The following is an 11,949-nucleotide window of genomic DNA, read 5'->3' on the forward strand; positions in this document are numbered from 1 at the left end:
TGAACGAAAACAAGCCCTTCCAAAAGCGGTACACAAGCTTCGGCATCCTGGCCAGCTCACGGCACGGGCCGGGATGCTGTCTTCAGCGCAAGCGGATCTCAATTTGCCCGCTAAAACAAACTCAACTGGACACCGCCCTTTTGCGGCTGGACGAAGTGGTCCGTCGACAGCTTTTTCTTGCGCAGGTTCAGGCCAAGCCGTTTTGCCGTCAGTGAAAACCGCTTTGAGATCTGGTCGGCATAAGGCCCGCGCCCGCGCATGCGCTCGCCCCATTTGGCATCGTAATCCTTGCCCCCGCGCATGGAGCGGATCAGGTTCATGACATGGCGGTAGCGGTCGGGCCGGTTCCGGAGCAGCCAGTCGCGGAAAAGTTCGGAGACTTCCAGCGGCAGGCGCAGCAAGATGAACGAAGCCTCCTGCGCGCCATGCTCGAAAGCGGCCTCAAGAACCGCCTCGATCTCGCTGTCCGTCAGGGCGGGTATGATGGGGGCCATCATGACGGCGGTCGGAATGCCGGCATCGTTCAAGGTCCTGACAGCCTCCAGGCGCTTGTGCGGGGCAGACGCGCGGGGCTCCATGGTGCGGCACAGCTTCCGATCCAGCGTCGTGATGGACAGCGCCACTTTGACAAGGTTGCGTTCCGCCATCCGCGCCAGGATATCCGCATCGCGCACGACCAGGGCCGATTTGGTCACTATCGCGACCGGGTGCCCGCACGTCTCCAGAACCTCCAGGATGCCGCGCATCAGGCCGTGGCGCCGCTCAATCGGCTGGTATGGATCGGTGTTTGTCCCGATTGCGATCACGCGGGGGATATAGCCGGGCCTGGAGAGCTCCCGCTCCAGAAGTTCGGCCGCGTTGGGCTTGGCAAAAAGCTTGGTCTCGAAATCGAGCCCGGCGGACAAGCCCATATAGGCGTGGCTCGGGCGGGCGAAGCAATAGATGCAGCCGTGTTCGCAGCCCCGGTAAGGGTTGATCGACCGGTCGAACGAGATGTCCGGCGACTCGTTCCGGGTTATGATCGTGCGGGCGCGCTCTGTTTGGACATCCGTCTTCAGCGGCGGCAAGTCGTCCTGGCTGTCCCAGCCGTCGTCAAAGCTCTCGAGCGAGCGGGCCTCAAACCGTCCGGAAATGTTGCTGGCAGCGCCCCGTCCGCGCCGCCGGTCCTCCGCAATGCGTTTGTCCGGGGCCGTCAGGGCGGTTTGGGTCAGGCTGTCAGGGGCGGGGAGGACACCAGCGTTCATTTTGGGCCGACTCTTGAATGGAACATAAAGTGAACATTAGCCGAAAACCGGACTTTCACAACCCCTTTGCTCGCAATTTGAAAATCTTCATGTAAAACTCCCAATCATGATTAGTGTCATTATTCCGACAAAAAATTCCGAGTTCGACCTTGTCCATGCGCTGGCCGCGCTGGTGCCGGCCGCGGCGGAAGGTGTCATCCGTGAGGTGATTGTCGTTGACGGCGGATCGACCGACAACACGGAGCGGGTTGCCGAGGCGGCGGGGTGCGACTGGCATGTGGTGAACGGATCGCGCAGCGAGTGCCTTGCCTATGGTGCGGCGCGCGCAAAACGGGGCGATTGGCTGTTGTTCCTGCGCCCTGAAACGCTTCTGGAAACCGGCTGGCACCATGAAGCCCAGGCCTTTGTCGAGCGCAGCGCCAGGGCGCCGGACGGGCGGCGCAAGGCGGCCAGCTTCCGGTTGCGGCATGAAGCTTTTGGCCTCGGGGCCCGGATCAGCGAAACGCTGGCTGCGTTCCGCTCTCAGCTCCTCGGCATGCCTTATGGCGATCAGGGCCTTTTGATCTCCCGCCAGTTTTATCAAAAGCTCGGCGGGCACCGTCCCTTGCCGGAAATGGAAGACCTTGATATCGCCAAACGGATCGGCCGGGGCCGGATGGTGTTCCTGCGTGCTGCGGCCATCACACCGGGCGGTGCGGTCCGCGAGGGGATGATCGCAGGCCTTCGGCAGGGCCTTGCCCGGTTTTGTGTCGGCGCGCTCCGCATTCCCGCCAGCCTTGCCGTGCGCCTGCACGGCTGACCCCCGGTCGGGCGGTTCTGAGGCCGCCTACACTACCGTCCACTGATCTAGGCGGTCAGGTGCTTGAGATCGCTGACGGTCAGGGCGCTGTCCGCATCGCCCGTGTTAAGCGTTGTCTTGGGCTCGAACATGACAACGACCGGCTCCTTGGTGAGAGACCTTGGCCGGTGTTCCACGGTCTTCGGCACCACCATGAAATCGCCTTCGCCCAGCTCCACCGTGCCATCGCGGAAGTCGATCGCGATCTGGCCCTTCAGAACAAAAAACGCTTCGTCCTCCTGTTCATGGGCATGCCAGTCGAACACTTCGCCGAACTTGGCAACCTTGACCTGCGCCTCATTCACGTCTCCGACAACATGCGGATCGAAAGTGGCCGTGATCTGCCGTTCGGCGCTTTGCAAAATGTTCAGTTTGACCGGGGGCACTTTGAAACTCCGTTGGAAGGTGGACTCAGCTCTTTTGACCAGTCTTAGCAAATCCAAGCCCGCCCTCGAAGGGGAGATTAAGCGCGCGGCTAAAGACCTTTCACCATCCTGATGGCGGGGAAGGGAACATCGCCGGGCAGGGGGATGGTAACAGGCTCCATGCGCTTGAAGCCGCAGGCAGCATAAAAGGCCTCGCCATTCAGTGTCGAATAGCAATTCAACTCTGTGAGCCCGGAGGCTGCGGCAGTCTGAAGACACCGGCTAATAAGGGCCGATCCGATCCCCTGGCGGGCATGTTCCGGATGGGTTGCGAAATGTCTGATGTTGCCGTTGTTGGCCGTCTCGTCCCGGCCCGTTGGCGAGTGTTTCGTCCATCCGCCAGCGCCGGCGATCTGACCGGCCGGTGTTTCCGCGACATAATATGTGCCCGATGTCAGAAGGTCCGGCCGTGCCTTTGTGACAAGGGGCAGAACCTGCATCAGCGTTTCGGGTGGATAGGCCGGGGCCAGAAGCACTTGGTAGCTGCGCATCAGCAGCTCACCGATGGCCATTTCGTCATGAGGCTGTGCGATCCTGAGGCGAACCGTCACGGGTCATGCTTCCCGGAGCTTGCCGCGTTTCAGGTGTTCATCCAGCCGGGGCATGATTTCCACGAAATTGCAGGGCATATGGCGGTAGTCGAGCTGCCATTTTAAAATGCCGTCCCAGGCATCCTTGCAGGCGCCAGTCGAGCCGGGCAGGACAAAGATGTAGGTCGCCCCGGCAACACCGCCCGTGGCGCGGGACTGGATCGTTGAGGTTCCGATCTTGTCATAGGAGATCCGGTGGAAGACCTCCGAAAAGCCGTCCATGCGCTTTTCAAACAGCGGTTCCAGGGCTTCCGGCGTGACATCGCGCCCGGTAAAGCCGGTGCCGCCGGTCGAGATGACGACGTCGACGCCGGTGTCTTCGATCCACCCGCGTGCGATCTCCCGAATGGCCGGAACGTCATCCGTGACGATCTTGCGGTCCGCCAGCCGGTGCCCTGCCTCCAGCAGCCGCTTTTGCAGCGTATCGCCCGATCTGTCGTCGTTGAGATCCCGCGTGTCGGACACGGTCAGGACGGCAATGTTCAACGGAATGAAAGGACGGCTGTCGTCGAGGCGGGACATCTGGTTCTCCTGGTTGCTCCGAAGACATAGGCAATCGGACCCGGGGAATCCAGCACTGCGATGCTTGCCCGAAAGGTACCGCGCCTTGCCTGCTGAGGTGCGTGCGAAATAAAATTTCAAAAAATAACAAGATTGCGACACTTGTCATTCAGATAGGTCAGTATTATTGACTTAAATAACCGCACGGAACAACTCGTGAGCAAATCATGTCGACCTGGGATGCCCTTTACGCCAATCGCGCCGCCCGCATGCGGGCTTCGGAAATCCGCGAGCTTTTGAAGCTCCTGGACAAGCCGGATGTGATTTCCTTTGCGGGCGGTATTCCGGACCCCAGGCTTTTCCCGGCTGAGATGTTTCAGGAAGCCTATCGGGACGTGCTGACGGGGCCGGAAGCGGAACGGGCGCTGCAATATGGTGTCAGCGAGGGATCGCACCGCCTGCGCAGCTGGATCGTCGCCCACATGAAGACCCTTGGTGTCGATTGTGCGCCGGAGAATATCCTCATCACGTCCGGCTCCCAGCAGGGGCTCGATTATCTGGGCAAGTTGCTCCTGTCCCCCGGCGACACGGTTCTGGCGCAGGCGCCGACCTATCTCGGGGCGCTTCAGGCCTTCAATGCTTATGAGCCCAATTATGACCGGATCGATCCGGGCACGAACCGGACTGCGGACGACTTCAAGGCCCAGGCGGACCTGAAGGGCAGCAAGGTCAAGTTTGCGTATCTGTCACCTGATTTTGCCAATCCGACCGGCAAGACGCTCACCTGGGAAGAACGCAGATCCGTTCTGGACCAGGCAGGCCGTCTTGGATGCGGGATCTTAGAGGATTCGCCTTATCTGAGCCTCAGATATGATGGCGAGCCCATCGCGCCGATCCTCGCCATGGATTGCGAAAGATCGGGCGGCATTGATCAAACGCGCAGCGTGTTTCTGGGCTCCTTTTCAAAGACCCTGTCACCGGGTTTGCGTCTTGGCTGGATCGTTGCCTCCAGGGATCTGATCGCCCGTCTGGTCCTGATCAAGCAGGCCAGTGACCTCAATACCCCCGTGATCAATCAGGAAGTCATGGCCCGCGTCGCCGAGGCGGTGTTCGAAACACACACGGCCACCATCCGGGCGGCCTACAAGCTGCGCCGTGATGTCATGCTGGGCGCGCTGGAACGGCACATGCCGGAGGGCGTGAGCTGGACCCGGCCGGAGGGTGGCATGTTTGTCTGGGTGACCTTGCCAGCGCATGTTGACGCAGCCGATCTGCTTGAAAAAGCGGTCGGTAATGCAAAGGTCGCCTTCGTCCCCGGCAAGGCGTTTCACTCCGATGGCAGTGGCGCGAACACACTGAGACTGAGTTTTTCCTGCGCGGCGCCTGAAAAAATCGAAGAGGGACTCTCCCGCCTTGGAAAACTGATTGCGGAAACTGTCATACCTGCGCTGTAATCCCATGATGTTTGGGACAAAACAGGTGCGGGGGCGAGATGGCACTTAACGACCATCTGGACAATTATTGCGAGCGGCTTGGCCCGGAATTCTGGTCCGAGCCGATCAACGCTGTCACCAATGCGGCCTTCCTGGTGGCTGCGTTTGCCGCCTTTATGTTGTGGCGGCGCAAGGTCGCAAATGACACACCGGCGCTTGTGTTGACAGTGATCGTTGCCTTGATCGGCATCGGATCGTTTTTGTTCCACACATTTGCAACACGGTGGGCGGCGATTGCAGACGTCGTGCCGATCATGGTGTTCATTTTGGTCTATCTGGCCTTCGCGCTCCGGCGATTCCTGGAGCTCCACTGGGTCGTGACGATTGCCATCGTCATCGGGTTTTTCGTGCTGGCGCCGATGCTGGGAGAAGTGTGGGCTCCGATCCTCGGCTCGTCCGCTGCCTATCTTCCAGCCCTGCTTGCGATTTTCGTGGTCGGTAGCTTCTTCGTCCAAAAGAACCGCGCTTACGGGTTATCGATTTTGGTCACGGGCGTGATCTTCACGGTTTCGATCGGCTTCCGGATGGCGGATGAGCCCGTCTGCCACGGGCTTGCGATTGGAACGCATTTCATGTGGCATATCCTCAACGCGGTTGTGCTTTACCGGCTATTACGGGTTCTCATTTTGCACAGGGCCGGGTAAACCACGGGGCGAATTCAAGAATTTTAACGGGCGAAGGCGGGGCGGCCGCATCTGGCAACGGGCCTCCCGCATATGACCTTAGGGAATGGAACGGCTGAGGAACGGATAATGAGCGATCAAAAGAACAGCGGAAGTGACCTGACCGAAGCAGCTCTGTTTTTCCATGAGCATCCGCGCCCGGGCAAACTGGAGATCCAGGCAACCAAGCCGCTCGGCAACCAGCGCGACCTGGCGCTGGCCTATTCCCCCGGTGTGGCCGCGCCCTGCCTGGAAATCGCCGACGATCCGTCAAAGGCGGCCAACTACACCGCGCGCGGAAATCTGGTCGCCGTCATTTCCAACGGCACCGCCGTTCTCGGTCTTGGCAATATAGGCCCTTTGGCCTCCAAACCGGTGATGGAGGGCAAGGCGGTCCTCTTCAAGAAATTCGCCGGGATCGATGTGTTTGATATCGAGGTCGCCCAGACGGACGTGGACAAGTTCGTTGACGCGGTCTCCGTTCTGGAGCCCACATTCGGCGGTATCAACCTGGAAGACATCAAGGCGCCGGAATGCTTCATGATCGAGGCGGCTCTGCGCGACAAGATGAACATTCCGGTCTTTCATGATGATCAGCACGGAACCGCCATCATCGTAGGCGCGGCGGTGCGCAACGGCCTGGACCTTGCGGGCAAGAACATCAGCGAAGCCAAGATCGTGGCCTCGGGGGCAGGCGCGGCCGCGCTTGCCTGCCTCAACATGCTGGTCTCGCTCGGCGCCAAGCGCGAGAACATCTGGGTGACCGATATCGACGGCGTGGTCTATGAGGGCCGCGAGGCGTCCATGGACCAATGGAAAGCCGTGTTCGCACAGCCGACGGAGTTGCGCACGCTCGATGAGGTCATCGAAGGGGCGGACGTGTTCCTGGGTTTGTCTGCCGGCGGTGTTCTCAAGCCGAAAATGGTCGAAAAGATGGGCAAGGGCCCGCTCATCATGGCCCTGGCAAACCCGAACCCGGAAATCATGCCGGAAGAGGCCAAGGCCGTGCGCGACGATGTGGTCATGTGTACGGGCCGGTCCGATTATCCGAACCAGGTCAACAATGTCCTTTGCTTCCCCTACATCTTCCGCGGCGCGCTGGACGTTGGCGCAACGACCATCAACGAAGACATGAAACGGGCAGCTGTCGAGGCGATTGCCGGTCTTGCCAAGGAAGAGCCGTCCGACGTGGCGGCCAGGGCTTACAGCGGCAAAACCGAAACCTTTGGCCCGAACTATCTGATCCCGTCCCCGTTTGATCAGCGCCTGATCCTGCGGATTGCACCTGCCGTTGCAAAGGCCGCAATGGACAGCGGTGTCGCCACCCGTCCGATCGAGGATTTCGATGCCTATATGGACCGGCTGAACCGGTTTGTGTTCCGGTCCGGCCTGATCATGAAGCCGATCATCCAGAATGCCGCGAAAGACCCGAAACGGATCATCTTCGCGGAAGGCGAGGACGAGCGCGTGCTGCGGGCCGCTCAGGTGCTTCTGGAGGACAAGATCGCCAAGCCGGTTCTGGTTGGCCGTCCCGATGTTCTGGCGCAGCGCTGTGAGCGTTTCGGCCTGAAAATCCGGCCGGATGTCGATTTCGAGTTTGTGAACCCGCAAGATGATCCGCGTTACCGGGACTATGTGGACGAGTATTTCGAATGTGTCGGACGCAAGGGCGTTCCGCCAACAGCGGCCCGGACCATGGTGCGGACCAACACCACGGTTATCTCAGCGCTGGCCGTCCGGCGGGGCGAGGCGGATGCTCTGATTTGCGGACTTGAGGGACGTTTCACAAAGCACTTGCGCGATATCCGTCAGATTATCGGTGTGTGCGAGACGGCACGTGACTTGTCGGCCATGTCGCTCCTGATCAGCAGTCAGGGCGCGATGTTCTTGTCGGACACGTTTGTGACCGAAGATCCGACAGCAGAGGAACTGAGTGAGATGGCGGTGCTTGCGGCCGAGGAAATCCGCCGGTTCGGCATCGAGCCAAAGATCGCGCTGTTGTCCATGTCCAACTTCGGCTCCCGTGACACTGCCTCCTCCCGGAAGATGCGGGAGGCCGTGGAGTTGATTTGGGAGCGCCATCCCGAGTTGGAGGTGGATGGCGAAATGCACGGCGACAGTGCCCTGTCGACGGCTTTGCGCGAGCGGGTGATGCCGGACAGCCGGCTCAAGAGCGAGGCGAACCTTCTTCTGTTCCCGAACCTTGACTCCGCCAACATTGCTCACAATCTCTTGAAGGTCGCCACCCAGGCGCTGCATGTCGGGCCTATCTTGCTAGGCACCGCCAAGCCGGCTCACATTTTGACACCTTCGGTGACGTCGCGCGGGGTCGTGAACATGTCGGCACTGGCCAGCGTTGAGGCGCAGACCCGCGCATCCGGTTAAGGCGCGCGGTCTCGCCGTTTAAACTGCTGCAGAGGCCCCGTCCGGTTCGGGGCGCTGCGCATCATTATCATCCAGGATACGAAGTGTTCATGTCACACCTGAAACTGCCTGCCGACTGCACCACCAAGGCCGACATCCGGACCGCGATTGACACGATTGACGAAGAATTGATCCAGATATTCGCAAAGCGTCAGGGCTATGTCCGGCGGATGGCAGAGCTGAAACAGCATCCGGATGAGGCATTCGACGGTGAACGCATAGAGACCATGGTTGCCGCGATCAAAAAACGGGCCGAGGATCTCGGCCTTGAAGGCGATCAGGCCGAAAACGTCTGGCGGGTCCTCATCGATTGGAATGTGGCCTATGAGCAGCGCACGATTGCGGCGCGGCTGGCAGCAAGCGATGTGAAGGCTCCCGGACCGGCCGGTTGAGCTCCAGATCTCCGGGTCTGGCCATGTTCGGAAAAATCCCTAGCTAAAGGGAAAGCCCCGCACGGGGCATCCGAATTAATGGAGCTTCCCATATGGTCTTTCGTCAGTTTTTCGCCCCACTCTGCGTTGCTGCCGCGCTTTCAACCGCCCCCGCCCTTGCGCAGTCGGCCGTCGATCTGGACCGCGTGACGGACGGCCTTGAATTCCCATGGGCTGTCGCTTTTCTGCCCGATGGCGGTTACCTGGTCACGGAACGCGATGGCCGGGTTATCCATGTGGCAGGCAATGGCGACAAGCGTCCGGTGTCCGGCGGACCGGACGTTTATGCAAGCGGACAGGGCGGTCTCCTCGACGTGGTTCTCAGCCCTGATTTCGAAACGGACCGGACCGTCTTCATGACCTTTTCCGACCGGTCTTCCGGCGGCGTCGGCACCAGTGTGTACCGTGGGCAGCTGATGGGCGAGAGCGGGTCCTATGAGCTGCAAAACGGGGAAACGATCTTCCAGGCGAACAATCTTGGCGGTGGAGGGCGGCACTTCGGGTCCAGGCTGGCGTTTGCCCCTGACGGCAATCTGTTCATGACCCTGGGCGACCGGGGGGACCGGCCGTCCGCGCAGGATACAGACAACCATGCCGGATCGGTTCTGCGGTTGACCCCGGACGGCGATCCGGCCCCTGGAAACCCGTTCCTGAATGTGGAGGGCGTCCAGCCTGAGATCTGGTCGATCGGCCACCGCAACCCGCAAAGCGCGGCCATCAACCCTGCAAGCGGCGTGCTGTGGACCGTTGAGCACGGCGCACGCGGCGGCGATGAGATCAACATACCCGAAGCGGGCAAGAATTACGGCTGGCCGGTGATTTCCTACGGAAGGCATTATTCCGGTTTCAGGATCGGTGAGGGCACATCGAAATCCGGCATGGAACAGCCCATCTACTATTGGGACCCCTCCATCGCGCCATCCGGCATGGCCTTCGTGACCAGTGACAAATACCCGGACTGGCAGGGGGATCTGCTTGTTGGCGCGCTGCGCGGAACCCATCTGGCGAAGCTTGAGTTGAACGGGCCCGAAGTCACGTCCGAAGAGAAACTGCTGGATGATTTGGGCGAGCGCATCCGCGATGTCCGCCAGGGCCCGGACGGATTCATCTATGTGCTCACCGACAGTGATGACGGCCAGTTGATCCGGCTGACGCCGAGGTGAACCGTCGCAGCCGAAACAGAGGCTCAATCGGGTTTTGCTTGACAGGACAGCAGTTTCCGACGATACAGCGCGCTGGTTCTGCTGCCGCGTGAGCAGACAGCCATCGCATTCGCCCGAGACGTTTTTTCCGGGCAGACGCCGCTGTTTCAGATACCGACCTTGGCCCAATGACGGGCCATCCAGTTCCCAAGTCACGCCAGGGTCTGGCGGCAAAGAGCCTTCCGAAGGATGGGCTGCCGCGCACCAAAACCTCAGCCGTAGGCCATCGGGCCTGACGGCCTTCCGGGCGTGCAGAGCCGCGCCCGAGCCAAGGACTTTATGTTGACTGATTTTAAAAGCCTCGGACTTTCAGACGATCTTCTGAAGGCGATTGCCGACAATGGCTATTCTGCCCCGACCCCGATTCAGCAGAAATCCATTCCCTTGATCCTGGACGGCCGGGATCTGATGGGCCTGGCCCAAACCGGAACGGGCAAGACAGCCGCATTCGGGTTGCCGCTGATTGAGACGCTTCTCGCGGACCCGAAAAAGCCGCAGCCGAAGGGCACACATGCACTGATTCTCGCGCCAACCCGCGAGCTCGTAAACCAGATCGCCAAGAACCTGATCGGTTTCTTGAAAACCACGCCGCTGCGCGTGACCTCTGTTGTGGGTGGTGTGTCCATCAACGGCCAGATCAAGCGCCTGTCCAAGGGCACGGACATCCTGGTTGCAACGCCCGGACGTCTTTTGGACCTTGTCGACCGTAGAGCAGTCGATCTTGGAACGGCGTCCTATCTGGTCCTCGACGAAGCGGACCAGATGCTCGACCTCGGCTTCATCCATGCCTTGCGGCGGATCGCCGGTTTGGTGGCTGACGACAGGCAGACGCTGCTGTTTTCCGCGACCATGCCGAAACAGATCAACGAACTGGCCCAGTCCTACCTCCGCAATCCGGCACGGGTCGAGGTCTCACCTGCGGGCAAAACCGCGGACAAGATCTCCCAGTCGGTGCACTTCCTTGACCAGAAGGCGAAGACGGATTTCCTGCTGACACAGCTCAAGAACCAGCCGGACGACATGTCGCTGGTTTTCTGCCGGACCAAGCATGGTGCCGAACGCCTCATGCGGAAACTGGCACAGTCGGGCATCGCCGCCGGATCTATTCACGGGAATAAAAGCCAGAACCAGCGTGACCGAGCGATCAAGGGATTGCGGGAAGGCGATATCAACGTCCTAGTGGCAACCGATGTGGCCGCACGCGGTATCGACATTCCGGGCGTCAGCCACGTCTACAACTTCGAATTGCCGGAAGTGGCGGAAGCCTATGTGCACCGGATCGGACGGACAGCGCGCGCGGGCGCGGAGGGCGAAGCGGTTGCCCTGTGCGCTCCGGAAGAGATCGCCCTGCTCCGTCAGATCGAGAAGCTCATCGGCATCGATATTCCGGTGGCCAGTGGAGACGTTCCGCCGATGTCGGCCGCAGAAGGGCGCGCAAAACGCAAAGGCGGGCAGCGCGGCAAGCCGCAAGGTGCACGCAAACCGTCCGGCGGCATGCGCTCGCACGGTTCGACCGCTGGAGGCGCCAACGACAATTCCAAGCAGGCAAGACGCCCGCGCCGCCGCAAGCCGCAGGGCCGGCAAAGCGCTGCATAATCCTAGAGCATTTGGCGTTTTGTTTGAAACGCCCAAAGATGCGCGACCACTGCACAATCGATCAGCTCCGAGTGGGAAAACGGCCATTGATTAAGCAAAAAAAGCACCGGGAAGTGGCCTTCCCGGTGCAACACCTTGTGGTCGATGGGTTTCAGGTCCGCATCCGCATCGCTGAAGAATTTTGGGGAAGTTACAACCTCAAGATCAACACCGCCGCATGCCGGTCGAGAACTTGGAACTTCCGCCCACAAGGTACCAAATCACCCCCGGTGATCTGATAGATATTTCATAGTCGGGAAACCCGTAGACTGCCCCGCGAAGACCTGTCCGGACGTGCTGTTTTCTTGCAACTTTCCTTCAAAGTCTCCCTTTGAAAGTAAAATTAGATTAACTATCTTGTTGCTGCAATCACAACCGAATTGGCATCCTTGCACGTGTGGATAACGGAAAAAAATATATAAAACAGGCGCTTATGAATAATTCATGGGATTCGGCGCTGTGAGAGAGACAAGCATAAATTGAAACAAGGTTGTGATTGAAAAA

The 11,949-nt window shown here is 60.0% G+C and carries 11 protein-coding genes; 7 read left to right on the forward strand and 4 right to left on the reverse strand.

Annotated elements, in window-relative coordinates; translation table 11 throughout:
- Positions 1-110 precede the first annotated feature (110 nt).
- Positions 111-1,244 carry a PA0069 family radical SAM protein gene (locus tag E1180_RS19930; RefSeq protein WP_155194048.1) on the reverse strand — a complete coding sequence of 378 codons (1,134 nt, stop codon included), beginning with the start codon at positions 1,242-1,244 and terminating at the stop codon, positions 111-113.
- 106 nt (positions 1,245-1,350) lie between these two features.
- Between E1180_RS19930 and E1180_RS19935 the strand changes: the two genes are divergently transcribed.
- Positions 1,351-2,043 (forward strand): glycosyltransferase, encoded by a 693-nt coding sequence (locus tag E1180_RS19935; RefSeq protein ID WP_155194050.1) that lies wholly within the window; start codon positions 1,351-1,353, stop codon positions 2,041-2,043.
- 47 nt (positions 2,044-2,090) lie between these two features.
- On the opposite strand, the gene E1180_RS19940 is transcribed toward E1180_RS19935, so the two are convergent.
- The 3 genes from E1180_RS19940 to moaB form a co-directional block, all read right to left on the reverse strand.
- Positions 2,091-2,468, reverse strand: a complete 378-nt coding sequence (locus tag E1180_RS19940; protein WP_283404521.1) for a cupin domain-containing protein — start codon at positions 2,466-2,468, stop codon at positions 2,091-2,093.
- Between the two features lie 89 nt (positions 2,469-2,557).
- Positions 2,558-3,058, reverse strand: coding sequence for a GNAT family N-acetyltransferase (locus E1180_RS19945; protein WP_155194051.1), 501 nt, complete (start codon positions 3,056-3,058; stop codon positions 2,558-2,560).
- 3 nt (positions 3,059-3,061) lie between these two features.
- Entirely contained in the window at positions 3,062-3,619 is a 558-nt protein-coding gene (gene moaB / locus E1180_RS19950; RefSeq protein WP_155194053.1) for a molybdenum cofactor biosynthesis protein B, read from the reverse strand.
- A 206-nt stretch (positions 3,620-3,825) separates the two neighbouring features.
- Here moaB and E1180_RS19955 point away from each other — a divergent pair, with 206 nt between their 5' ends.
- From E1180_RS19955 to E1180_RS19980, 6 genes are all read left to right on the forward strand, one after another.
- Complete coding sequence (locus E1180_RS19955) at positions 3,826-5,052, forward strand: aminotransferase-like domain-containing protein (RefSeq protein ID WP_155194055.1); 1,227 nt, start codon at positions 3,826-3,828, stop codon at positions 5,050-5,052.
- A 38-nt stretch (positions 5,053-5,090) separates the two neighbouring features.
- The gene (locus E1180_RS19960; protein WP_155194057.1) at positions 5,091-5,735 is read left to right on the forward strand and encodes a ceramidase domain-containing protein; all 645 of its coding nucleotides are present in this window, start codon (positions 5,091-5,093) and stop codon (positions 5,733-5,735) included.
- A gap of 108 nt (positions 5,736-5,843) precedes the next feature.
- Positions 5,844-8,138 carry an NADP-dependent malic enzyme gene (locus E1180_RS19965; protein WP_155194059.1) on the forward strand — a complete coding sequence of 765 codons (2,295 nt, stop codon included), beginning with the start codon at positions 5,844-5,846 and terminating at the stop codon, positions 8,136-8,138.
- Between the two features lie 89 nt (positions 8,139-8,227).
- Positions 8,228-8,569 (forward strand): chorismate mutase, encoded by a 342-nt coding sequence (locus tag E1180_RS19970; RefSeq protein ID WP_155194060.1) that lies wholly within the window; start codon positions 8,228-8,230, stop codon positions 8,567-8,569.
- Positions 8,570-8,661: 92 nt separating this feature from the next.
- A complete protein-coding gene (locus tag E1180_RS19975) occupies positions 8,662-9,771 on the forward strand; it encodes a PQQ-dependent sugar dehydrogenase (protein ID WP_155194062.1) in 1,110 nt (369 codons plus the stop codon).
- Positions 9,772-10,092: 321 nt separating this feature from the next.
- A complete protein-coding gene (locus E1180_RS19980; RefSeq protein WP_155194130.1) occupies positions 10,093-11,406 on the forward strand; it encodes a DEAD/DEAH box helicase in 1,314 nt (437 codons plus the stop codon).
- Positions 11,407-11,949 lie beyond the last annotated feature (543 nt).

This window comes from Roseibium denhamense (assembly GCF_009711415.1).
GTDB lineage: Bacteria > Pseudomonadota > Alphaproteobacteria > Rhizobiales > Stappiaceae > Roseibium > Roseibium denhamense.

Bases quoted from the DNA above. Each gene is read 5' to 3' on its own strand.
- E1180_RS19960 (WP_155194057.1), top strand. From the start codon at position 5,091: ATGGCACTTAACGACCATCTGGACAATTATTGCGAGCGGCTTGGCCCG.
- E1180_RS19975 (WP_155194062.1), top strand. From the start codon at position 8,662: ATGGTCTTTCGTCAGTTTTTCGCCCCACTCTGCGTTGCTGCCGCGCTT.
- moaB (WP_155194053.1), bottom strand. From the start codon at position 3,619: ATGTCCCGCCTCGACGACAGCCGTCCTTTCATTCCGTTGAACATTGCC.
- E1180_RS19970 (WP_155194060.1), top strand. From the start codon at position 8,228: ATGTCACACCTGAAACTGCCTGCCGACTGCACCACCAAGGCCGACATC.
- E1180_RS19935 (WP_155194050.1), top strand. From the start codon at position 1,351: ATGATTAGTGTCATTATTCCGACAAAAAATTCCGAGTTCGACCTTGTC.
- E1180_RS19930 (WP_155194048.1), bottom strand. From the start codon at position 1,244: ATGAACGCTGGTGTCCTCCCCGCCCCTGACAGCCTGACCCAAACCGCC.
- E1180_RS19965 (WP_155194059.1), top strand. From the start codon at position 5,844: ATGAGCGATCAAAAGAACAGCGGAAGTGACCTGACCGAAGCAGCTCTG.
- E1180_RS19955 (WP_155194055.1), top strand. From the start codon at position 3,826: ATGTCGACCTGGGATGCCCTTTACGCCAATCGCGCCGCCCGCATGCGG.